Origin of the sequence: Mycobacterium persicum (genome assembly GCF_002086675.1) — a bacterium.
Classification (GTDB): domain Bacteria; phylum Actinomycetota; class Actinomycetes; order Mycobacteriales; family Mycobacteriaceae; genus Mycobacterium; species Mycobacterium persicum.
The window spans coordinates 16438-38274 of record NZ_MVIF01000039.1; the positions used below are offsets into that span (position 1 = coordinate 16438).

The 21837-nt window shown below is 66.0% G+C and carries 23 protein-coding genes and 2 pseudogenes; 18 read left to right on the forward strand and 7 right to left on the reverse strand.

Annotated features, from left to right (window positions below):
• Positions 1–74 precede the first annotated feature (74 nt).
• Positions 75–1172 carry a redox-regulated ATPase YchF gene (gene ychF / locus BST40_RS13950; RefSeq protein WP_075545726.1) on the reverse strand — a complete coding sequence of 366 codons (1098 nt, stop codon included), beginning with the start codon at positions 1170–1172 and terminating at the stop codon, positions 75–77.
• A gap of 281 nt (positions 1173–1453) precedes the next feature.
• On the opposite strand from ychF, the gene BST40_RS13955 reads away from it, so the two are divergent.
• Positions 1454–2611 carry a DUF6542 domain-containing protein gene (locus tag BST40_RS13955; RefSeq protein ID WP_176358042.1) on the forward strand — a complete coding sequence of 386 codons (1158 nt, stop codon included), beginning with the start codon at positions 1454–1456 and terminating at the stop codon, positions 2609–2611.
• A gap of 12 nt (positions 2612–2623) precedes the next feature.
• Here the strand turns inward: BST40_RS13955 and BST40_RS13960 are convergent, their stop codons facing one another.
• Positions 2624–3631: a 4-hydroxy-3-methylbut-2-enyl diphosphate reductase gene (locus BST40_RS13960; protein ID WP_075545727.1), complete on the reverse strand. Its 1008-nt coding sequence runs from the start codon at positions 3629–3631 to the stop codon at positions 2624–2626.
• A gap of 107 nt (positions 3632–3738) precedes the next feature.
• Between BST40_RS13960 and BST40_RS13965 the strand changes: the two genes are divergently transcribed.
• The 4 genes from BST40_RS13965 (at position 3739) to BST40_RS13980 (ending at position 7039) form a co-directional block, all read left to right on the forward strand.
• Positions 3739–4362, forward strand: coding sequence for a lipid droplet-associated protein (locus BST40_RS13965; protein ID WP_075545728.1), 624 nt, complete (start codon positions 3739–3741; stop codon positions 4360–4362).
• Positions 4359–5606, forward strand: coding sequence for an exodeoxyribonuclease VII large subunit (xseA, locus tag BST40_RS13970; RefSeq protein ID WP_083154527.1), 1248 nt, complete (start codon positions 4359–4361; stop codon positions 5604–5606). The genes BST40_RS13965 and xseA overlap by 4 nt, the downstream gene beginning before the upstream one ends.
• Positions 5596–5853 (forward strand): exodeoxyribonuclease VII small subunit, encoded by a 258-nt coding sequence (locus tag BST40_RS13975; RefSeq protein WP_075545730.1) that lies wholly within the window; start codon positions 5596–5598, stop codon positions 5851–5853. Before xseA ends, BST40_RS13975 begins: the two co-directional genes overlap by 11 nt.
• Before the next feature lie 64 nt (positions 5854–5917).
• Positions 5918–7039, forward strand: a complete 1122-nt coding sequence (locus BST40_RS13980) for a 3-beta-hydroxysteroid dehydrogenase (RefSeq protein WP_075545731.1) — start codon at positions 5918–5920, stop codon at positions 7037–7039.
• An 84-nt stretch (positions 7040–7123) separates the two neighbouring features.
• Here the strand turns inward: BST40_RS13980 and BST40_RS32550 are convergent, their stop codons facing one another.
• Positions 7124–8155, reverse strand: a complete 1032-nt coding sequence (locus BST40_RS32550; RefSeq protein WP_083154528.1) for a PE family protein — start codon at positions 8153–8155, stop codon at positions 7124–7126.
• A gap of 66 nt (positions 8156–8221) precedes the next feature.
• Positions 8222–8332: pseudogene (locus BST40_RS30855) on the reverse strand (PPE domain-containing protein); the annotation flags it as partial.
• Positions 8333–9004: 672 nt separating this feature from the next.
• Here BST40_RS30855 and BST40_RS29445 point away from each other — a divergent pair.
• From BST40_RS29445 to BST40_RS14020, 6 genes are all read left to right on the forward strand, one after another.
• Positions 9005–9208 (forward strand): hypothetical protein, encoded by a 204-nt coding sequence (locus BST40_RS29445; protein ID WP_131808329.1) that lies wholly within the window; start codon positions 9005–9007, stop codon positions 9206–9208.
• Between the two features lie 151 nt (positions 9209–9359).
• Positions 9360–9791: a DUF4189 domain-containing protein gene (locus BST40_RS14000; protein ID WP_075548188.1), complete on the forward strand. Its 432-nt coding sequence runs from the start codon at positions 9360–9362 to the stop codon at positions 9789–9791.
• Positions 9792–10072: 281 nt separating this feature from the next.
• Positions 10073–11173 (forward strand): amidohydrolase family protein, encoded by a 1101-nt coding sequence (locus BST40_RS14005; protein WP_083154536.1) that lies wholly within the window; start codon positions 10073–10075, stop codon positions 11171–11173.
• Positions 11174–11219: 46 nt separating this feature from the next.
• On the forward strand, positions 11220–12365 hold the full coding sequence (locus tag BST40_RS14010; protein ID WP_083154530.1) for an amidohydrolase family protein: 1146 nt from the start codon (positions 11220–11222) through the stop codon (positions 12363–12365).
• Between the two features lies 1 nt (position 12366).
• Positions 12367–12777: a Rieske (2Fe-2S) protein gene (locus tag BST40_RS14015; protein ID WP_083154531.1), complete on the forward strand. Its 411-nt coding sequence runs from the start codon at positions 12367–12369 to the stop codon at positions 12775–12777.
• Positions 12774–13655 (forward strand): alpha/beta fold hydrolase, encoded by an 882-nt coding sequence (locus BST40_RS14020; protein WP_075548191.1) that lies wholly within the window; start codon positions 12774–12776, stop codon positions 13653–13655. Before BST40_RS14015 ends, BST40_RS14020 begins: the two co-directional genes overlap by 4 nt.
• A gap of 5 nt (positions 13656–13660) precedes the next feature.
• Here BST40_RS14020 and BST40_RS14025 read toward each other — a convergent pair whose 3' ends face one another.
• Complete coding sequence (locus tag BST40_RS14025) at positions 13661–14134, reverse strand: hypothetical protein (protein WP_075548192.1); 474 nt, start codon at positions 14132–14134, stop codon at positions 13661–13663.
• Positions 14135–14171: 37 nt separating this feature from the next.
• Here BST40_RS14025 and BST40_RS14030 point away from each other — a divergent pair, with 37 nt between their 5' ends.
• The 7 genes and pseudogenes from BST40_RS14030 to BST40_RS30110 all read left to right on the forward strand — a co-directional run bounded on the left by BST40_RS14030 (position 14172) and on the right by BST40_RS30110 (position 20301).
• On the forward strand, positions 14172–15473 hold the full coding sequence (locus BST40_RS14030; RefSeq protein ID WP_075548193.1) for an NADH-ubiquinone oxidoreductase-F iron-sulfur binding region domain-containing protein: 1302 nt from the start codon (positions 14172–14174) through the stop codon (positions 15471–15473).
• Entirely contained in the window at positions 15470–15766 is a 297-nt protein-coding gene (locus BST40_RS14035) for a ferredoxin (RefSeq protein WP_075548194.1), read from the forward strand. The genes BST40_RS14030 and BST40_RS14035 overlap by 4 nt, the downstream gene beginning before the upstream one ends.
• A gap of 206 nt (positions 15767–15972) precedes the next feature.
• Positions 15973–17637, forward strand: coding sequence for a thiolase C-terminal domain-containing protein (locus BST40_RS14040; protein WP_083154533.1), 1665 nt, complete (start codon positions 15973–15975; stop codon positions 17635–17637).
• Between the two features lie 47 nt (positions 17638–17684).
• A pseudogene (locus BST40_RS14045) lies at positions 17685–18410 on the forward strand (alpha/beta fold hydrolase); the annotation flags it as partial.
• 162 nt (positions 18411–18572) lie between these two features.
• Complete coding sequence (locus BST40_RS14050; protein WP_075548209.1) at positions 18573–19778, forward strand: cytochrome P450; 1206 nt, start codon at positions 18573–18575, stop codon at positions 19776–19778.
• A gap of 10 nt (positions 19779–19788) precedes the next feature.
• A complete protein-coding gene (locus tag BST40_RS14055) occupies positions 19789–19980 on the forward strand; it encodes a ferredoxin (protein ID WP_075548196.1) in 192 nt (63 codons plus the stop codon).
• Positions 19981–20136: 156 nt separating this feature from the next.
• On the forward strand, positions 20137–20301 hold the full coding sequence (locus BST40_RS30110) for a hypothetical protein (RefSeq protein WP_158006367.1): 165 nt from the start codon (positions 20137–20139) through the stop codon (positions 20299–20301).
• 22 nt (positions 20302–20323) lie between these two features.
• Here BST40_RS30110 and BST40_RS14060 read toward each other — a convergent pair whose 3' ends face one another.
• Together BST40_RS14060 and BST40_RS14065 are read right to left on the reverse strand one after the other, a co-directional pair.
• Entirely contained in the window at positions 20324–20512 is a 189-nt protein-coding gene (locus BST40_RS14060) for a ferredoxin (RefSeq protein WP_075548197.1), read from the reverse strand.
• Positions 20509–21801 (reverse strand): cytochrome P450, encoded by a 1293-nt coding sequence (locus BST40_RS14065; protein ID WP_083154537.1) that lies wholly within the window; start codon positions 21799–21801, stop codon positions 20509–20511. Before BST40_RS14065 ends, BST40_RS14060 begins: the two co-directional genes overlap by 4 nt.
• Between the last annotated feature and the right edge of the window lie 36 nt (positions 21802–21837).

Below are 21837 nucleotides of genomic sequence, written 5' to 3' on the forward strand. Positions count from 1 at the left end.
ATCGAACGAGCCCGTCGCCCGGCTGATAGAGGACCTCCGGGATTTCAAGCCCTGAGCGGGGATGACACAGCTAACTATGCCTTCTTCTGCTGACCAGACGCCGCTTGGAACCGGAACTCCACCACGTCGCCGTCGGCCATCACGTAATCCTTGCCTTCGATCCGGACCTTGCCGGCCGCCTTGGCCGCCGCCATGGACCCGGCGGCAACCAGGTCGTCATAGGACACGATCTCGGCTTTGATGAAGCCCTTTTCGAAGTCGGAATGGATCACGCCGGCCGCCTTGGGCGCGGTGTCGCCCTGATGGATCACCCAGGCCCGCGATTCCTTGGGTCCGGCGGTCAGAAAGGTCTGCAGCTTCAGGGTGTGAAACCCGGCCCGAGCCAGCGCGTCGAGACCGCGCTCAGTCTGCCCGATCGACTCCAGCAGCTCGGCGGCCGATTCGTCGTCGAGTTCGGCCAGCTCCGATTCGATGGCGGCATCCAAGAAGACGGCGTCGGCGGGCGCGACCAGCGCACGAAGCTCGGCGACCCGGGTGGCATCGGTCAGGACCGCCTCGTCGGCGTTGAACACGTACAGGAACGGTTTGGTGGTCAGCAGGTTCAGCTCGCGCAGCACCGAGGCGTCCACACCGGCGCCGAACAGCGTGGTGCCGCCGTTGAGCAGTTGCCGGGCGGCCAGTGCCGCGTCATAGACCGGCTTGCGCTCCTTGGTGGTGCGAGCTTCCTTCTCCAGCCTCGGCAGGGCACGGTCGAGAGTCTGCAGGTCGGCCAGGATCAGCTCGGTTTCGACGACCTCGATGTCGGATTGCGGGTCGACCCTGCCGGCCACGTGGGTCACGTCATCGTCGGCGAACACCCGCACCACCTGACAGATGGCGTCGCATTCGCGGATGTGCGCGAGGAACTTGTTGCCCAGACCGGCCCCCTCCGATGCCCCTTTGACCAGGCCGGCGATATCGACGAAGGTCACGGGCGCGGGGACGATGCGCTCGGATCCGAAGAGCTCCGCCAGCTTGTCCAGGCGCGGATCCGGCAGCGAAACGACACCCTCGTTGGGCTCGATGGTCGCGAACGGATAGTTGGCCGCGACCACGTCGTTGCGGGTCAGCGCGTTGAAGAGGGTCGACTTTCCGACATTGGGCAGACCCACGATTCCCAGGCTCAGGCTCACAGGGACCCAAGTGTAGGACGGCAGCGCCCCGGCACCCTGCCTGCCGTCCGGGCGTCACCGCTTATGACGTCGGTCACAGCGGCATCCCCCGTTCGTTGCGCCCCGGGTAAGCGGCGCGTCACGCTGCCACGGGCAAACTGTGGACTGACTCCGCCAAAGAGGCTCCTGGGGCAGATGTGACGGCTGCCCCGCGGGCGGCGCCATCGGCTGCGGATGGCACGCCGCCGGCCGCTGGCGAGGTGTTGACGAGCCTTCGGGCTCACAGCCGGTACGGTCTACATGTGTCAGCGCAGCGGGCGAGTTCAGCGGTGGAGCCAAGTCACCGCTCCATCGTCCCCACCATCCCCGGGGTGCCCTGGTGGGGGGCCGTGCTGATAGCCGTCACAGCCACCGCCGTGGGGTACGCGTTCGACGCCGGCCACAAAGAGTTGACGCACGTCTTCACCGGCTTTTACGTCGCCGGTTGCGTGACGGCGGTGCTGGCCGTGCGCCAATCGGGCTTGTTCACCGCGGTCATCCAGCCACCGCTGATCCTTTTCTTCGCGGTGCCCGGCGCCTACTGGCTGTTCCACGGGGGCAAGATCGGCAAATTCAAAGATCTGCTGATCAATTGCGGTTATCCGCTTATCGAGCGCTTCCCGCACATGCTTGGTACCGCCGGTGGCGTGCTGCTGATCGGCCTGATCCGGTGGTACTTCGGCATGACCCAGCGCATCACCACAGCCGGGAAAGCCGGCGACGCCACGACGACAACCACCCGGCGAAAGTCTGCGATCAGCGGGTTGGCGGCCAAATTCAGCGGATGGCTCTCCCCCGGCGACACCACCGAGGAAGCTTCCGACCAGGGCGCACAGCCGGCCCGCACGACCGGCCGTACGTCCCGCAGCGGCCGGACCGCCCGGCGCACTGATCGGACCCGATCCCGGCATGCCCGAACGGCGGCGGATGGTCAGTCGGATCCAGGCGCCGAACGTCCGCGCCGCCGGCGTCCGGCGCCGGCACGCGATTATGACGCCGTCGCCGACCCGCCGCCTCGATCACGCCGCCGGCCGCGGCCTCAAGACGACCCCGAGCTACGCGCCCAGCCGCCGCGGGAGACGCGCCGAGATCCGCACACCCGCCGCAATCCCTACGAACGGCCCGCCCCACGCAGCAGCCGCTTCGATCCCTACGGCGCCTACGAGCCGCCCGAGCCGGCCGAGCCGGCCAACCGGTATGAGCGGCGCGGGACCCGGTACGAGCCCTATGAGCCGCCGCGGCGGCGCTCCGCCCCGGCCGGGCCAACCGGCGCCAACCCCACCCACCACCCGATCTCGCAGGTCCGTTACCGCGGCTCCGTCCCCTATGACGAGCCGCGCGACGAGTCGCCGCCTGATCGCCGGAATCGTTCCCGCACACCGCGCAGGCCCCAGTCTGACTCCTGGGAATACGACGTCTAAGACGGGCGGGGTTTACCGCGCCGACCGGATCTCCCGCGGCAGGGCGAATACCAGCGTCTCGTTGGCCGTGGTCACCGGCTGCACCATGTCGTAGCCCAATTCGGCCAGCCGTTCCAGCACGCCGCGCACCAGCACCTCGGGAACCGACGCCCCGGACGTGACACCAACCGTGGTGACGCCCACCAGCCATGTCGAGTCGATGTCGTCAGCCCAATCGACCAGGTGGGCGGTCTTGGCCCCGGCGCCCAGCGCCACCTCGACCAACCGCACCGAGTTCGACGAATTGCGGGAGCCGACGACAATCACCAGTTGGCACTCCGGCGCCATCGCCTTAACCGCCACCTGCCGGTTCTGGGTGGCGTAGCAGATGTCGTCGCTGGGCGGATCCTGCAGTTTGGGAAACCGCTCACGCAGTTTCTCGACGATCTCCATGGTCTCGTCGACCGACAGCGTGGTCTGCGACAGCCACACCACCTTGTTCTCGTCGCGCACGGTCACCTGGTCGACGGCTTGTACCCCGTCGACCAGCTGCACGTGGTCGGGCGCCTCCCCGGCGGTGCCGACAACTTCTTCGTGGCCCTCGTGACCGATCAGCAGGATGTCGTAATCGTCGCGGGCAAAGCGCCTGGCCTCGTTGTGCACCTTGGTGACCAGCGGACAGGTGGCATCGATGGTCTGCAGGTTGCGTTCGGCCGCGGCCGCATAGACCGTGGGCGCCACCCCGTGCGCGGAGAACACCACAATGGCTCCCTCGGGAACCTGGTCAGTCTCCTCGACGAACACCGCACCGGCTGCGGCCAGCGTGTCGACCACATGGCGGTTGTGCACGATCTCATGCCGCACGTAGACGGGAGCGCCGTGCTTTTCCAGTGCGCGTTCAACCGTCTCGACGGCTCGATCCACACCTGCGCAGTAACCCCTCGGCTCGGCCAACAGCACCCGCTTGCGGGTTGGGGCGTGGGTTAGCGAGCCCGCCGACCTCGACGCACCGGGAATCCCCATATCGACAGTCGGCACCATGCATCCAGGGTACTTTCCGCCCGCCGGCCGCGACACAGCCATGACACAACCCCGCCTCATCGCCGCCCCGCTTGGAGTTAGCCGCCGCTTGAGGCAGTCTTGGACCCATGGCTACTGCACCGTATGGGGTTCGGCTACTGGTCGGCGCGGCGACAGTCGCCGTCGAGGAGACGATCAAACTGCCGCGCACCATTCTCATGTACCCGATGACGCTGATCAGTCAGGCCGCGCACCTGGTCATGCGGTTTCAACAGAACCTTGCCGAGCTGGTCATCAAGGGCGACAGCACATTGGAGACGCTGTTCCCGCCGAAGGACGAGCAGCCGGAATGGGCGACCTTCGACGAGGACCAGCTCGACGCCGGCGATGGCTGGGACGGGTCTTTCACGGCGTTGCCGGGCGCCGACGCCGCCGGCGCCGACCGTCGGTCCGCGGGACGGTTCGCGCTGTATTCGGTGTCCGACCCGGATGAGTCCGGGGCCGCCGATTCCCCGACCAAGCCGATACCGGCCAGACAACCGAACACGTCGTCGAATTCGGCGGTCCCGGCACCCGCGATCGCGAGTGAACTCGACTATCCGTCGCTGACCCTGGCCCAGCTGCGGGCCCGGCTGCCATCGCTGGATGTCAACGATCTCGAAGCTCTGCTGGCCTACGAGCAGGCCACCAAGGCGCGCGCCCCGTTCCAGACGCTGCTGGCCAACAGGATCACCCGCGCGACCGCCAAGTGACCCGAACTTCCGAGGCGAACTCGGCCGAGAATCCGTTCCCGGTCCGCGCGGTAGCCATCCGGGTCGCGAGCTGGATCGATCGACTGGGCACGGTCTGGGTCGAGGGGCAACTGGCCCAGATCACGATGCGGCCGAACTCCAAGACGGTGTTCATGGTGCTGCGCGACCCGGCAGCCGACATGTCGCTGAACGTCACCTGCCCCCGTGACCTGATACTGGGTGCACCGGTGAAACTGACCGAGGGCACCCAGGTGGTGGTCTGCGGCAAGCCGTCGTTCTACACCGGGCGCGGCACATTCTCGTTGCGGCTCAGTGAGATTCGGGCCGTCGGCATCGGCGAGTTGCTGGCGCGCATCGAACGGTTACGCCGGCTCCTGGACGCCGAGGGCCTCTTCGACCCGCGGCTTAAGCGCCCAATCCCGTTCTTACCCAACATGATTGGGCTGATCACCGGCCGGGCGAGCGCGGCCGAGCGGGACGTGACGACGGTGGCCGCCGCGCGCTGGCCCGCGGTGCGGTTCGCGGTGCGCAACACCGCCGTGCAGGGACCCAGTGCCGTCGTGCAGATCGTCGAGGCGCTGCGCGAATTGGATCGCCACCTCGAGGTCGACGTGATCGTGCTGGCCCGCGGCGGCGGCAGCGTCGAGGACCTGCTGCCGTTCTCCGACGAGACGCTGTGCCGCGCGATTTCGGCCTGCCGCACACCGGTGATCAGTGCGGTCGGTCACGAACCCGACAACCCGATCTGTGACCTGGTCGCCGATCTGCGGGCCGCCACCCCCACCGACGCGGCCAAGAAAGTCGTCCCCGATACCGCAGCCGAGCAGCGGTTGATCGTCGACCTGCGCCGGCGCCGCGCCCCAGCGCTGCGCAACTGGGTCTCTCGTGAGGAGCGGGCACTGGCCCACCTGCGCAACCGCCCGGTGCTGGCCGACCCGCTGAAGGCGCTCACCGCGCGCCACGACGAAATTCAGCGGACCCGCTCCGCAGTTCGCCGCGACATCAACCGGTTGATCGCTGCCGAGACCGAACGGGTCGGCCACCTGTCGGCGCGATTGACCACGCTGGGACCGGCGGCCACACTCGCCCGCGGCTATGCCGTCGTGCAAAGACTTTCGGCCGCCGGACAACCGACGGGGGTGCTGCGGTCGGTCCACGACGCGCCGGCGGGCACCAGGCTGCGGGTGCGGGTTGCCGACGGCGCCCTTGCGGCGCTCAGTGAAGGACATACCGATGGCTGCTGACGAAAACCACGAAAACCACGACGGGAACGGCTCTATTACACCCATTAGTCAGCTCGGCTATGAAGCGTGCCGGGACGAGCTGATCGAGGTCGTGCGACTGCTGGAACAGGGCGGCCTGGACCTCGATACGTCGCTGAAGCTCTGGGAAAGAGGCGAGCAACTTGCGAAAAGATGTGAGGAGCACTTAGCTGGCGCCCGGAAACGGGTGACCGATGCGCTGGCGGCCGGCGGCGCTTCCGAGAACTGACGCACACCGACCTGCGCCGGTTTAACTGGCCAATCCGTATTCCAAACTGGAACACGTTTTAGTTATGCTTCGCCGCATGGGTGATGCATCGTTGACAACTGAACTCGGCCGCGTCCTGGTAACCGGCGGCTCAGGCTTCGTCGGGGCCAACATGGTTACCACGCTGCTGGAGCGGGGATACCAGGTGCGTTCCTTCGACCGCGCGCCGTCGCCGTTGCCTCCACACCCGAGCCTCGAGGTGCTGCAGGGTGATATCACCGACGCATCTACCTGCGCCACCGCAGTTGACGACATCGACACGATTTTCCACACCGCGGCCATCATCGAACTGATGGGCGGCGCATCGGTGACCGACGAATACCGCAAACGCAGCTTCGCGGTCAACGTCGGCGGCACCGAGAACCTGGTGTACGGCGCGCAGCGTGCGGGGGTGCAGCGGTTCGTCTACACCTCGTCCAACAGCGTGGTGATGGGCGGTCAGAACATCGCCGGCGGTGACGAGACGATGCCCTACACCAGCCGGTTCAACGACCTCTACACCGAGACGAAGGTAGCCGCCGAGCGATTCGTGTTGTCGCAGAACGGCGTTGACGGTATGCTCACGTGCGCTATCCGGCCCAGCGGCATCTGGGGCCGCGGCGATCAGACGATGTTCCGCAAGCTGTTCGAAAGCGTGGTCAAGGGCCAGGTCAAGGTGCTGGTCGGCCGCAAATCGGCCCGGCTGGACAACTCATACGTGGACAACCTGATTCACGGTTTTATTCTGGCCGCGCAGCACTTGGTCCCCGGGGGCACGGCTCCCGGGCAAGCGTACTTCATCAACGACGCCGAGCCAATCAACATGTTCGAGTTCGCCCGGCCGGTCGTCACCGCGTGCGGCGAAAGTTGGCCGCGGATAAGGGTATCCGGCCGCCTGGTGCGCGACCTGATGTCAGCGTGGCAGTGGCTGCACTTCCGGTTCGGGCTGCCGAAGCCGCCACTGGAACCCCTTGCGGTGGAACGGCTTTACCTTGACAACTACTTTTCGATCGCCAAGGCCGAGCGCGATCTCGGCTACCATCCGCTGTTTACCACCGAGCAGGCCATAGCCGAATGTCTCCCCTACTACAAGGATCTTTTCGAGCAGGTCAAGGCGGCGGCCAAGCCCCATCTGGTGTCGGTCGTCGACGCAGCACCGCCGGAATAGCGCGCGCCCCAGCTAGAACGGCGGAGGATCGGCGGCCATCCGACTTCGTTGATGCCGCGCTCCCAGCCGATCCGCGCTACCGTGCTAATGCGCAACGAACCTTTCGATGTCATCAGCCGGTTGCTCGCTTGAGTAAGCGGTGGGCGACGCTGACGCGGAGTAGAACGGCGTGACACCGTGCTTGCCATGCCTCCCAAACAGCATGCCCCCCTGGCCCCCGGCACCTCCGGTGCCACCATTCGCACCATTGCCACCGTTGCCGCCATTGCCGAACAGGTGAGCGTCGCCACCCTTGCCGCCATTGCCGCCGAGACTGCCGTGACCGCCGCCCGGACTGCCGTTGCCGCCGTCGCCACCGTTGCCAAGAATCAGCCCACCGTCGCCGCCGTTTCCACCCGAGCCGCCGCGTACACCGTCGCCGACACTCTTGCCGCCGTCGCCCCCGGCGCCTCCGTTGCCGAATAGTCCGGCCGCTCCGCCGTTTCCGCCGGCCCCACCGCGGCCGCTGGCGATAGTCGCGGCTCCGGCTCCACCGGCTCCGCCGGCGCCACCGTTGCCGACCAGTAGTCCGCCGTGGCCGCCGTTGCCGCCGTTGGCGCCGGTTCCGCCGGCTCCGCCGTTGCCCCCGTGACCGAAGAGTCCGGCCGCTCCGCCGTTGCCCCCGTTGTGGCCGGCGGCGCCTGATCCGCCGTTGCCGCCGTTGCCCCACAGCCAGCCGCCGGCGCCACCGTTTTGTCCGGTGCCGTTGAGCCCGTTGGCGCCGTTACCGATCATCGGGCGCCCCACAAGCCATTCGCTGTCCGCGTTGGCGGTGTTGATCGCATTGTGAGCGGCGTTGTCGATCTCGGTGATCCAGTATTTCTCGGTGCTGCCGTTGAGCAGGTCGACAAACTGCCGGTGAAGCCATTCGTAGTCGCGGCTGAGCGCCTGCCAGGTGAGGCCTTGGCGGGTCAGCACGGTGGCCATCGCTGCCGATACCTCGTCGGCGCCGGCCGGTAGCAGCGCGGTGGTCGGGGTGGCCGCGGCGGCGCTGGCTTGGCTAAATACCGTACCGACATTTGCCAGATCGGTTGCCGCACAGTGCAATGCCTGCGGCTCGATGGTCACAAATGACATAGCTGGTCCTCCTAAGATCTACCAATGCCGGTGCCGGGCGTGTATTCGGGTGGGGTGCTGCTATCTGACGCCGGTTCGCGCCCTGGCGTGGTAGCCGATCATCGCGGCGACATCTTGGGCCCACATCTCGGCGTACACACTTTCGGTCGTCGCGATCGCCGCCGCGTTGCGGCCCAAAAATTCGTGGCCACCAAGCCCGACCCCGCACCCGAATACATCCGCGCCGAATTAACCTCCGGCGGCAAGCACGAAAACTGAACCAACATTCCCACTCCCTCCACCGGCGATACATGGCCTTCATGAAAATCAAACTAGTCATACTGAAACCATCAAAGAGTTCGACGTTGACCACCTTGATTGGCCCAAATTCGATTGGGCAGGTTACATTCGGATCCATGAGGTCTACTTCGCCGATGCGTCACACATTCACCCACGCGTAGCGGCCCACTACCGGCCGGAAGAAAAAGCCGAAATACGCCACGATTGAGGTGCTGCCGCCGGCAACTCGAATCACATATCCCCCACGGGTCCAGATGATTGGCCAGCAATGCCGCGAACAGGCTCTGGTTTGATTTCGGCACATTTTGCATTGTTTGCACTTAGCGGCGACTAGCCTCCTGCCGGAAGGATCGTCCCGCGGCTGATCCACGATATCAAACGAAAAAAACGATCAACCAATAACCAGCATTTATAGATACAGGGAAGTTTTCTGGCCGGTATGTGAATCGGTATTGACCCAGCCAGGGCGAACCGCAAATCACCGATCGCGGCCAGCGAAAAGTGCGGGCCAAGAAACGACCGGCCGAAAATTCCGGGCCCGTTTGCACCGCGTTCTCTCGGTTCGGTGGAGTGGCCGGACTGCTTCGGCGTCGGCTACGCGTGGGAACCGTTGACTTGAACCCGCACTACCGGGTGCCCTACCCGCAGGCGATGCCCAGCCAGGAAACCACTCCGGTCGGGGGCATTCCCAGCACCCGAGGGCATGACGTGCCGATGTTCGAGATTGCCGGCGTGCGGCGACGGCCAACCCCCCACGTCATGAATTGCCTATGAAGCCCGATTCACGCAGCCAGGCACCGGTCAAGGCCCCGGTAGTGTAGATGGTAAATATTTCGCCCAAGTAAATATCGCGTGTCATGTAGCGGCAGCGCCCTCATCCATCGGGGCATCGAGAACAGTGAGGTTGTGGTGGAGGTGAGCCCAGGTGAGTAGAGCCGAGGAAGGTACCGGAAAGCTTCGCCGCCGAATTGTACTGGCAGTGTCGGGTTTGGCGGTTGCGGCCGCAATTACCGTCACGCAGATCCATCCGGCAGACGCCCATACCCACCGGGGTGAGATGACCGATGTGTCCAATATGCCGCCGTTCCCTGTTTACTACGGCGCCATCGCGTACGGACACGACGGGTCGAATGGCAAGGCGTGGCGGCACCTCTCCAAGGCACAGGCCAAGCAGCGTGCCTTGGAGCTATGTGGGATCGAAACGTGCACAGTGGTCAGCGTCTTCACCCGATGCGGCGCGGTCGCCCACGACGGCGCGAAGTACCACGGCGGTTACGGGTACAACCGCAGCGCGGCAGAAGCACACGCCATGACCAACCTGGGTGGCGGGCGGATCGTCGACTGGGCGTGCAACTAGCCGTTGCCGATCGCGGCGGCCGACGCGGGATCCGCGGGCCGAAGTCCATCCCTGCATTCGGAATCCCGCTTAGAGCGCGCTCCTCAACCGAGGAGAGAATGATATTATCCGTATTGAAGAACAACACTGGCAATATGGCCGGCACGACACCGCGTAGCAGGGCAGATGATTAACCGAGATGCTTACCGGAAAAGCGTTGATCGGCGACCGACGGAAATGTTAGGTTGTCTATCAGATGCCCTGGCCGGGCTCGTCGTCGCCGAAGCCGGAGGGTGGGTTTCGTGATCGAGGATGCCGAGGGAACGCGCACGCCGGTCATCGATGCCAGCGTGCACATCTTCTTTCCGTCCAACAAAGACCTGCGCGGCTTCCTGCGTGAGCCGTTCAAGAGCCGCGGCTTTCCCGACTATGAGATGGACTGGTACGGAGCGCCCGGCGGCGAGTACGCCCCGAACGCCGAGGGGGCGAACCGCGAATACCCCGGTTCCAACGTGGAACTCGTTGCCGCCGAACTCTTTTCCAAACGCGGTATCGACGTGGCGATCCTGCATCCGATGGCCCGCGGCATCATGCCCGACCGGCACCTCGGCAGCGCGCTGCACGCCGCCCACAACGAGATGATGGTGTCGCGCTGGCTCGAGCACGATCGGTTCGGCGAGAAGTTCCGCGGCACCATCCGGGTCAACCCCGACGACATCGCCGGCGCGCTCCGCGAAATCGAAAAGTGGCGCGCCCACCCGCGTGTCGTTCAGATCGGCGTTCCGCTGCAGTCCCGCGAGGTCTACGGCAAGCCACAGTTCTGGCCGTTGTGGGAAGCCGCGGCCGACGCGAACCTGCCGGTGGCGGTCCACATCGAATCCGGCGAAGGGATCGGATTTCCGCCCACGCCCTCCGGACATACCCGCACCTACGAGCAGTACGTCGGCTTCATGGCGCTGAACTACCTCTACCACCTGATGAACATGATCGCCGAGGGGGTGTTCGAGCGCTTCGGCAACCTGAAGTTCGTCTGGGCCGACGGCGCCGCGGACTTCCTGACACCGTTCATCTGGCGGATGGACGTGTTCGGTCGGCCGCACCTGGAACAGACCCCGTGGTCGCCGCGGATACCGAGCGACTACCTGCCCGGTCACGTGTATTTCGTGCAGGGCGGTCTCGACGGTCCCGGCGACGCCGACTTCGCCGGTGAGTGGCTGGCTTTCACCGGCAAGGAGAACATGGTGATGTTCGGCTCCAGCTATCCGCACTGGCAGTGCTGGGACATCCGGAAGCTGCCCACGGCGCCATCCGCCGAACAACGCGAGAAGTTGTGCTGGCGCAACGCCGCCGACCTCTACGGGATCGAGATTTCCGTCGACTCGCTAGAGGTTAGCCGGGGGTAGTCGCACAATTATGACAAGGGGACGACACGGGACTGAGGAGATCACGATGACGCTGACCCATCTGCACGAACGCGTTCCCGCCGCCGAGCGCATCGCCGTCCGGTGCGTCGACTCCGACGTGCACCCGATGCCCAGACGCGGTGAAATATCGCAGTACATCCCGGAGCCGTGGCGCAGCAAATTCTTCCTCGAACACAAGGTTGGCGAGCTGATCTACTACGACGCCCCCGACTACGCCCACAGCTTCGCGATGCGCGTCGACACCTTCCCTCCCGACGGCGAATTTCCCGGCAGCGACCCGGATATGGCCTTTCGCCAGCTGATCATGGAGGCCGGCTCCGACATCGCGATCCTGGAGCCCGGCGGCCGCACGCCACGCCTACCCGAAGCGCACCAGGCATATTCGACCGCACTCAATCACTGGCAGGCCAATCACTGGCTCGACGGCCACAACAATTGGCATCAGCGCTGGCGCGGTTCGATCTGCGCGGCGGTCGAGGACCCCGAAGGGGCGGCCCGCGAAATCGAGGAATGGGCCGGACACCCCTACATGGCGCAGGTGCTGATCAAGGCCGAGCCGCGGCCGTCATGGGGCCACCCGATGTACAACCCGATCTGGGCGGCCGCAACCAAGCACGACATCACCGTGAGTTGTCACCTATCGCGCAGCAACTACGAGATGCTGCCAACGCCGCCGGTCGGGTTCCCCAGCTACAACCACGACTTCATGGTGACCTACTCGCTGCTGGCGGCAAACCAGGTGATGAGCCTGATCTTCGACGGCGTCTTCGACCGGTTCCCCACACTGCGGATCGTCTTTGTCGAGCATGCGTTCACCTGGATCCTGCCGCTGATGTGGCGCATGGATGCGATCTACGCGGCGCGCAAATCCCGGGTGGACATCAAGCGCAAGCCGTCGGAGTACGTCAAGGAACACATCAAGTTCACCACCCAGCCGCTGGACTACCCGGAGGACAAGACCGAACTGACCCGAGCACTGGAATGGATGGAATGCGAGAAGATCCTGCTCTTCTCCTCCGACTACCCGCACTGGACGTTCGACGACCCGCGCTGGTTGGTCAAGCACTTGCCCAAAGCTGCCCGGGATGCGGTGATGTACCAGAACGGCATCGAGACCTATCACCTGCCCGAGACGGTGCCGGTGCTCGAGGGCCAGACGCGGGTGCTCTGAATTGACCTCGGAAATTGCGGGGCGACCCACACAGCCCCGGCCTCGTCTCGCCCAGGGCCGCGAGCATGTCGTCGCGACGGTGAATGAGATTCCGCCGGGCACCCACAAACTGGTGCCCATCGGGCGGCACGGCGTCGGTGTCTACAACGTCAACGGCACCTTCTATGCCATCGCGAATTACTGCCCGCACCAAGGCGGTCCGCTGTGCTCGGGACGCGCCCGGGGACGCACCGTCGTCGACGAAAGCGCCCCCGGCGACGCGGTCATGGTCCGCGATCTGGAATACATCTACTGCCCTTGGCATCAATGGGGTTTCGAGCTGGCGACCGGGACGACGGCGGTCAAACCGGAATGGAGCATTCGCACCTACCCGGTCCGCGTGGTGGGCAACGACGTGCTGGTGATGGCATGACGCCGCCGGCCCAGTCTGCCATCGAAGTGAACGGCGGCGTCGTGGTGTACGAAATCCTCGGTGCGTCAGGGGATCTGATTGTCCTGACACCAGGCGGCCGATTTGGCAAGGACATTCCCGGCCTACGTCCGCTGGCCGAGGCACTGGTCGGCGGCGGCTACCGGGTTTTGTTGTGGGACCGGCCGAATTGCGGCGCCTCCGATGTGCAGTTCTACGGTCATAGCGAATCGCACATGCGTGCCGAGACCCTGCGCGGCGTGCTGAGCGCGCTCGGGGTCGATCGGTGCATCATCGCCGGAGGTTCCGGCGGGGCGCGGGATTCCATGTTGACGACGATGCTCTATCCCGAGCTGGTGGAAAAGCTGGTGGTATGGAACATCGTCGGCGGCGTGTACGGCATGTATCAGCTGGGCGCCTACTACGTGCTGCCCAGTATCCAGGCGGTGCGCTGGTCGGGTATCGAGGGGCTGCTCAAGGTACCCGAGTGGCGCGACCGCATCGACCAGAACCCGGCCAACAAGCAGCGGTTCCTCGATCTGGACCCCGAAGAGTTCCTCGCGGTGATGTTGCGCTGGCTCAACGCGTTCGTCCCCAAACCGGGACAGACGATCCCCGGCGTCGACGACGAAATGTTCGGCCGCATCAAGGTTCCCGCACTGATCATCCGCGGCGGCGAGAACGACTGGGATCATCCCAAGCGCACTTCGCTGGAGGTCAGCTGCCTGATCAAAAGATCCGTGCTGATCGATCCGCCCTGGCCGGAGGACGCGTGGGAGCGTGCCGCCGAAGCACGGGCCGCGGGAAAAGTGAAGCATTTCAACATGTTCGACACCTGGGTGCAGGCCGCGCCCGCGATCCTCGAATTCCTGGGGCCGTGATGCGTTCACCTGGTGCGGATGTGGACCTCACAGTTCAGCGACGCCTCAAGCGCCGTGTGGATCCGGCTTTCCGGAACGCGCTCCAGGTCGGCTTCGCGCAGGGTCACGTAGACGATGTCGAAGCCATCATCACCGTGCCGGCGGGTGATCTCGCCGGTGAGTCCGAAAGCGGACAGCACACCATGGGCGTCGTCGTCGGTTCCCCTGCTGATGAAGGTGACCACCCCGGCCATCGGAGCGCTGTTGAAAGCCTTGGCGCACAAGCTGATTGCCTTTCGCTTGGCCGCTTCGACCTCGTCGCAGGCGATGAGCAGTTCCAGCTCGCGGCGGCCGGCCGGCCTGGCTTCGAGGTCGTTGTCGACCATCTCGGCTCCGATGTCGGCAATGAACCCGCGGAGCGCGGCCATGCCCTCGCGTAGCCGCTCAGACGTGAGCACACCGGCCGGGTCGACGTTGACCCGCACCACCGCAGTCCGCATACGGGCAAGCGTAACCGGAGCGATAGCAGGGTAATCGATGGAAGCCACCGACACCATGTTCAGGACGGCAACCTGGCCGGGCAGCCCGCCCCGGTTGCTGCGGGACGGCCGCGAACCCGAAGACATCGCGGCTTATCGGGAGCAGGGTGGCTACCAACCACTCGCCGAAGCCGACACCGTGCTGCACGAAATCGAATCCGCCGGACTGCTCGGCCGCGGCGGGGCAGCGTTTCCGCTCGGGGTGAAGTTGCGCGCGGTGCGGCGCAACGGGCGTGCCGCCGGCGGCGCCGTCGTCGTCGCGAACGGCGAAGAGGGAGAACCTACTTCGATCAAGGACCGGTGGCTGCTGCGCAACCGTCCGCACCTGGTGCTGGACGGGCTACGGTTGGCCGCGGCGATAGTCGGAGCCAGGCGCGCCTATGTCTATGTGTCCGATCCGGACGCCGCCCGCAGCGCCGAAACCGCGCTCGCCGAACTGCACCCCGAGCTATCCGGGGGTGTCGCGATCAGCGTGTGGACCGTGCCACCCGGATACGTGGCCGGCGAGGAGACCGCGGCCGTCCGCGCGATCAACGGTGGCCCGGCCAAACCGACCGACAAACCACCGCGTCCATTCGAAGTCGGTGTCGGCGGCCGGCCCACGCTGGTGAGCAACGTCGAGACCCTGGCCAATCTCCCCTACCTGCAGCGACACGGGTCGGCGGCGTTTCGGACGCAGGGCACGCTGTCATCACCGGGGACCTTTCTGGCCACCCTCACCGGCGCCAGCCGCCCGCCGGTACTCTACGAACTCCCGCACGGCTTGCGTTTCACCGAATTGCTTGCGCTGCACGGCGTCTCGTCCGAGCAGGTGCGCGGAACCCTGATGGGCGGTTACTTCGCCGGCCTGCTCAACCGCGGTGTGCTGGACACCACCCTGGACCACGAGACGATACGGCGAGCCGGCAGCGGTTTGGGCTGCGGCGCGATATCGGTGATCACCGACGACTGCCCGGTCGCGGTGGCGGCGTCGGTGCTGGCCTACTTCGACCGCGAGAACGCCGGGCAGTGCGGTTCGTGTTTCAACGGCACGGCCGCCATGGCCGCCGTCGGCGCGGCGCTGCGCGACTTCGCCGCGACACAGGAGGATCTCGACCGGCTACGTCGCTGGTCGGTGGTGTTACGCGGACGTGGCGCCTGCGCGACGCTGGACGCCGCCACCAACGTCGCCGGGACACTGCTGGACCAGTTTCCCGACGAGGTGGCCCGCCATCTGAGCGGCCGCTGCCAGGAGTGCAGTGCCGGCGCATTTCGCGCCGACCGCCCTTACCAGGCGGCGGCGATGGTGGGACAGCCATGAGAATCCGTCTGGACCGCACCGTCTGCGACGGCTTCGGCGCGTGCGCCAGGCACGCCCCGGCCTACTTCTCGCTCGACGACTGGGGATATGCGTGCCTGGCCGGCGACGGCACCGTGCGGGAGCAGGACCGCGATGCGGTCATCCGGGCACTGCTGGACTGCCCGGTGCACGCCATCACCGAAATCGGTGACCGCCCACCGGAAGTCGCTCACCCGTACGTCGCCAGCCCGGAGGATCCCGCGGCTAATCTCAAGACCGAGTCCAACGAAGCGCAGTGGGGATTCACGCGTTGACCGGACGCTGCGCCTGGCTGATCACCTCGGTGACCGGGTCTGCGGTGGCGGCCACGAGATTGCACGCTGAGCGCAGTTTCGACGCGCGATCGACGGGCAACCGCAGTCGGCCGATACATCACGGCCCGGGGAGTGGCGTGCCAAGATGATAACGTAATTCTCGTATTCGCATAACGGGCCTACCGGATTCAGCCTGCGGAGGTGAAGTGTCAGCAGCACCAGGACGTCCGCTGCCCCAGATCACCGACGAGAACGAATTCTTTTGGGCGTCAGGCGCGCACGGCGAACTGCGGTTCCAGCAGTGCCGGGCCTGCGACGCGCTGATCCATCCGCCCGCGCCGGTGTGTCGCTATTGCCGATCCCGCGAGATCGGGGTGCGGGTCGTTTCGGGTCGGGCGACGCTCGCCGGGTTCACCGTCAACCATCGATTCAGCCTGCCCGGCCTGCCGGCGCCGTACGTGGTTGCCCAGGTGGCGATCGCGGAGGATCCGCGCGTCCGGCTGACCACCAACGTCGTCGAGTGCGACCCCGATCGGCTTGAGCTCGGTCAGCCCGTCGAGGTGGTCTTCGAGCAGATCGAAGACGTCTGGCTACCGCTGTTCCGGCCGGCCAGTGTCGCAGAGCCGGCTGACCCACCAGTCGACGAGATCGAGCCACAGCGGTTCGGCGAATACGTCCGTCCGATGGTGACCACGACGAAGTTCGAGGACAACGTCGCCCTCACCGGCATCGGCATGTCGGCCATCGGGCGCCGGCTGATGGTGACACCGCTGTCACTGACGATCGATGCCTGCGAGGCCGCCATCGCCGACGCCGGGCTGAGTTTCACCGACATCGACGGCCTGTCGACCTACCCCGGTGGCGGCAATCTCGGCGGGTTCGGCGAAGGCGGGGTGACCGCGCTGGCGTCGGCCCTGGGCATCCGGCCCACCTGGCACAACGGCGGCATCGAAACCTTCGGCCCCGGCGGGTCGGTGATCGCGGCGATGCTCGCCGTGGCCGGTGGGCTGGCTCGCCACGTGCTGTGTTTCCGGACGCTGTGGGAAGCCACTTACACCGAGCTGATGAAGCAGGGCAAGATCGCGCCCTCATTTGGATCCGGGGGTCGCACCACCAGCTGGCAGCTCCCGTTCGGCGCCACTTCGGCGGCGCACACCCTGGCGATCAACGCGCAGCGGCACTTTCACCGTTACGGCACCACGAAAGAGACGCTGGGCTGGATCGCGCTGAACCAGCGCGCCAATGCCGAACTCAACCCCACCGCGGTCTATCGGTCGCCGATGACGATGGCGGACTACCTCGATGCTCGGCCCATCACCACGCCGTTCGGTCTCTACGACTGCGACGTGCCGTGCGACGGCGCGGTCGCCGTCGTCGTCTCCGCCGTCGACGCCGCTCGCGACCTGGCCAAACCGCCGGTGCTGGTGGAGGCCGTCGGAACCCAGATCATCGAGCGCATCGACTGGGACCAGAGCACGTTGACCCACGAGCCGCAGGTGCTGGGCCAGGCGGCGCATCTGTGGACGCGGACATCGCTGCGGCCCGACGACGTCGACGTCGCCGAGCTCTACGACGGGTTCACCATGAATTGCCTGTCGTGGATCGAGGCACTGGGATTCTGCGGAATCGGTGAAGCCAAAGAATTCCTGGACGGCGGCAAGAACATCGCCCGCGACGGTGTGCTGCCGTTGAACACCCACGGCGGCCAGCTCTCGCACGGCCGCACCCACGGAATGGGTCTGCTGCACGAGGCCGTCAGCCAGCTGCGCGGCGAAGCCGGCGCGCGCCAGGTTGCCGGCGCCCGTGTCGGTGTGGTCAGCAGCGGCGGCCTGACGCCCAGCGGTGTGCTGCTGCTGCGAGCCGAGCCATGAACCCGGCTCTTGTCCGTCCCCGGGTGGTGGTGGTCGACGGCGTACCGATGTCGGGGCTGGCCGCCGAGGTTCCAGATCCCCGGGCGGTCGTGGTGGCCCTGCACGGCGGCGGCACCACATCGACGTATTTCGACTGCCCAGGCCACCCGCAGCTGTCGTTGTTACGGCTCGGCGCGACTTTGGGTTTCACCGTCATCGCGCTCGACCGCCCCGGCCACGGCAGCTCGGCGCCGTATCCCGAGGCGGTGCAAAGTCCGCAGCAGCGCGTCGCCCTTGCCTTCGGAGCCGTGCAGCGCATCCTCGGACAGCGCCCACGCGGCGCGGGCCTGTTCCTGATGGGCCATTCCGGTGGCTGCGAGTTGGCGCTGCGGATGGCTGCCAGCCCGCTCGGCGCCGAGCTGCTCGGCGTCGAACTGGGCGGTACCGGAAGGCGCTACCACCCCGCCGCCAAGGAGGTCATGCGAGCGGCCGCCGAGCAGGACCGTCCCCCAGGGGTCCGCGAGCTGCTGTGGGAGCCGATGCGGTTGTATCCGGCCGACATCGTCCGGGCAATCACGAACTCGGCGGCTCCGCGGTATGAGCGGGCCGTGGCGCTGAACTGGACGCACCGGGACTTCCCCGCGCTGGCGCCTGCGGTCCGGATCCCGGTGCGGTTCACGCTGGGCCGCCACGACAATGTCTTTCGGTCCGACCCTCAAGCCTTGGCGGAAATCGCCGACATGTTCTCGGCCGCGCCGCATTTCGTCAGCGAGCTGCAGGCCGACGCCGGGCACAATCTCAGCCTTGGTCACAGCGCCGCCGACTATCACCGCAAGGTCTTTGCGTTCGTGCAGGAGTGCGTGGCGCTGCGCTCCCGAAGCCGCTACCGTTACCGTTACAGTCGAACGCTCAGTCGTAACGATTTCGTCCGCAACCCGGTGCCCGAGGAGTGTGCCATGACCACCTCGAAGGTTGTCTTCGATCCGTTCTCCGAGGAATTCTTCAACGGTCCCTGGGACACCTACCGGCGGATGCAGGAAGAAGCGCCGGTCTACTACAGCGAGGAATACGACTTCTACGCGCTCACCCGCCACGCTGATGTGGCCGCGGGACTCAAGGACTTCCAGACGTACTCGTCGGCCTACGGAATCGACCTTGCGATGGTGCGAACCGGGCAGCCGTCGCCGCACAAGGCGATCATCTTCATGGATCCTCCCGAGCACCGCCACATGCGCAGCCTGCTCAACAAGGTCTTCACGCCGCGCGCCATTCAGTCGCAGCGGCGGACGGTCATCGACAAGATCGACAAGTACCTGGGCGCGGTTGATCCCATGGGTTTCGACGCGGTGCAGGAGTTTTCCGGCCCGTTCCCGGTCGAAGTGATCACGACCATGCTGGGAGTGCCCGAGGAATATGCCCAGCAAGTGCGGCATTGGATTGACGAGTCGTTGCACCGCGAGCCCGGACAGGTGGAGGTCGGCGAAAAGGGCATGCAAGCCAACATCAACACGGCGATGCTCTACTACGACCAGGTCCAGCAACGTCGTGCCGAACCGCGCGACGACCTGTTCACCAAGTTGATCACCGCCGAGATTGAACGCGAAGACGGACAGCTCACCAAGCTCGACGACCTCGAAATAGCTGGCTTCGCAACATTATTGGGCGGGGCCGGTGCCGAGACGGTGACCAAGCTGGTCGGCAATGCGCCGGTGGTGTTCGCCCGGTTTCCCGACCAATGGCAGAAGTTGCTCGACGATCGCAGCAAGATCCCCGCCGCCGTCGAAGAATTGCTGCGCTACGAGGCGCCGTCGCAGTATCAGGTCCGCCGTTCGATGAGAGACGTCGAGCTGCACGGTGTCACCATCCCGGCAGGTAAGCCGGTGTTCCTCATCAACGGCGCCGCCAACCGCGATCCGCAAGCCTGGACCGACCCCGACGTGTTCGACATCGACCGCGACCCGCACGAAGCCACCAATCTCGGCTTCGGATATGGGATTCACAGCTGTCTGGGCGCGGCGCTGGCCCGGATGGAAAGCGCAATCGCGCTGGAGAAGCTACTGGACTTCATGCCTCGCTACGAGGTTGACTGGGCGAATTGCAACCGGGTCCACATGCAAAATGTCCTGGGCTGGCAGAACGTGCCGGTGCGGGTGCTGCGGTGAGGAGGCCGCAATGAGAATCGAAGTCGATTGGGATCTGTGCGAGAGCAACGCGGTATGCATGGGCATCGCGCCGGAGGTGTTCCGGGTCGGCGACGACGACATGCTGACCGTCTTGCAGCCGGAGGTCACTCCCGAGAACGAGGCGCTGGTGCGCGAGGCGGTGCGGCAGTGCCCCCGCCAAGCGATTTCGCTCACCGACTAGGGCGTGTCTGCCGTCGCTGCTGCAAGCACGGAACCACGACAGCCTGCGCTGTTATCCACTGCTGCAACGCATTCGGAGCATATCGACGCGGCGATTGCGAATGCGGAGAGCGCCCGTGCGCCCCGGTGGCGGCAAGGGGCCAGTGCGGGCGACGAAGTGGACGGCAAAAAGGCCGACACGATCGGCGCCCGCGCGGCGGCAACGGCGGCAGTGGTGGTGCGGGCGGTACTCCGGGGGCCGGCGGTCACGGTGGATTGGGAAGCGCTCCCGGAATTGCGGGTACCGCAGGTCGGACCGGCGCCACGGGAGCCGCGGGAGTAGACGGCCTACCCGGCTGATCCCCTCAGCGCTCGCTAATCGCCTGCTCCGGGCAGCATTCGATGGCCTCGCGGGCGGCCACCTCGAATTCGGTTGGGACATCAGATGATATCGCCACGGCATAGCCGTCGTCAGTGAGACTGAACACCTCCGGGCACAGCGTCAGGCACATGCCGTGGCCGCGGCAGCACTGGTCGTCAACCCACACCCTCATGTCGGCGTGAACTCCAGGTGCAGCTCGGTCAGCCCGCGCAGGATGTAGGTCGGAACGTATTGGTAGCGCCGGTCATTCGCCGCGCCGTGCATCCGCTCGCTGATCCTGATGTCCGACGTCCGGTCCAGCAGCCGCTCCAGCGCCACCCGGGTCTCGGCGCGCGCCAGCGGCGCACCGGGACAACTGTGGATCCCCCGCCCGAACGAGAGATGCTGGCGGGCGTTCTTGCGGGCCGGGTCGAACGTGGCGGGTTCGGTGAACCGGCGCGGATCGCGGTTGGCGGCCGCTTGCAGAATCATCACGGTCGTGCCCGCGGGCAGGTCGACGCCGCCGACGTTGACCGGCACCCGGGACAAGCGGAAGTCGCCCTTGACCGGGCTCTCGATGCGCAGCGCTTCCTCGATGAAGTTGGGGATCAGGCTGCGGTCCTTGCGCAACTGCGTCTGGATGTCGCGTCGCTCCCCGATGACCTGCAAGGCGGCCCCCAACAACCGCACGGTGGTTTCCTGGCCCGCCGAAAAGACATTGCAGGCGACCCGGGCCACGTCTTCGACGCTCGGAATGGAGCCGTCGGGGAAGGTGGCGGTGGCCAGACCGGTCAGCACGTCGTCACGAGGGTGCCGGCGACGGTCCCGGACATAGTCGGCAAAGGTTCCGTAGAGAAATTCCAGCGGGTTGTGCGCCAGCGGTTTCTCGCCGGTGCCGCCCACCCCGCCACCGGCGTGACGGTGAATGTTGTTGACGAACGCGTCGCGATCTTCGTCGGGCACCCCGAGCAAGTCGGCGATGACCAGCAACGTGAACGGGCTCGCGAAGCTCTTGATGAAATCGCCCTGACCCCCAGCCAAATACCCGTCGAGCACCCGGTCGGCGAGTAGCCACATGGCGTCCTCGTTCTCCTTGAGGCGCTTGGGGGTGATCAGCCGCATCAACAGGGCGCGATGGTTGGTATGTGTGGGCGGGTCCAGCGTCGGCAGCTGGTCACTGAACGGCAGCTCGTCGCGGTGCTGCTCGATCAGCTCGGTGACGTTGTCACCCTCGAGCGGTACCGGGAAACCGGGAAACGGCCCGGTCACCGAGATGCACGAGGAGAACGTCTCGGCGTCGTTCAACACCGCCACCGCTTCATCCCAGCCGGTCACCATGGTCACCCCGTAGTGGTTTTCGCGGGTCACCGGGCAGCGCTCCCGCAGCGCCTCGTAATAGGGGTAAGGATTCTCGACGAGCCGGCGGTCGCGGAAGAAGTCCAGCTCGCCGAAATCGCTCACGAGAACCTCCCTCTCACTCATGAGTATGAGATTTCCATAGGAGGTGGCCGCCGTCAA

Bases quoted from the DNA above. Each gene is read 5' to 3' on its own strand.
- BST40_RS13960 (WP_075545727.1), bottom strand. From the start codon at position 3,631: ATGGTGCCGACTGTCGATATGGGGATTCCCGGTGCGTCGAGGTCGGCG.
- BST40_RS13965 (WP_075545728.1), top strand. From the start codon at position 3,739: ATGGCTACTGCACCGTATGGGGTTCGGCTACTGGTCGGCGCGGCGACA.
- BST40_RS13975 (WP_075545730.1), top strand. From the start codon at position 5,596: ATGGCTGCTGACGAAAACCACGAAAACCACGACGGGAACGGCTCTATT.
- BST40_RS13980 (WP_075545731.1), top strand. From the start codon at position 5,918: ATGCTTCGCCGCATGGGTGATGCATCGTTGACAACTGAACTCGGCCGC.
- BST40_RS32550 (WP_083154528.1), bottom strand. From the start codon at position 8,155: ATGTCATTTGTGACCATCGAGCCGCAGGCATTGCACTGTGCGGCAACC.
- BST40_RS14010 (WP_083154530.1), top strand. From the start codon at position 11,220: ATGACGCTGACCCATCTGCACGAACGCGTTCCCGCCGCCGAGCGCATC.
- BST40_RS14020 (WP_075548191.1), top strand. From the start codon at position 12,774: ATGACGCCGCCGGCCCAGTCTGCCATCGAAGTGAACGGCGGCGTCGTG.
- BST40_RS14025 (WP_075548192.1), bottom strand. From the start codon at position 14,134: ATGCGGACTGCGGTGGTGCGGGTCAACGTCGACCCGGCCGGTGTGCTC.
- BST40_RS14030 (WP_075548193.1), top strand. From the start codon at position 14,172: ATGGAAGCCACCGACACCATGTTCAGGACGGCAACCTGGCCGGGCAGC.
- BST40_RS14035 (WP_075548194.1), top strand. From the start codon at position 15,470: ATGAGAATCCGTCTGGACCGCACCGTCTGCGACGGCTTCGGCGCGTGC.
- BST40_RS14050 (WP_075548209.1), top strand. From the start codon at position 18,573: ATGACCACCTCGAAGGTTGTCTTCGATCCGTTCTCCGAGGAATTCTTC.
- BST40_RS14055 (WP_075548196.1), top strand. From the start codon at position 19,789: ATGAGAATCGAAGTCGATTGGGATCTGTGCGAGAGCAACGCGGTATGC.
- BST40_RS14060 (WP_075548197.1), bottom strand. From the start codon at position 20,512: ATGAGGGTGTGGGTTGACGACCAGTGCTGCCGCGGCCACGGCATGTGC.
- BST40_RS14065 (WP_083154537.1), bottom strand. From the start codon at position 21,801: ATGAGTGAGAGGGAGGTTCTCGTGAGCGATTTCGGCGAGCTGGACTTC.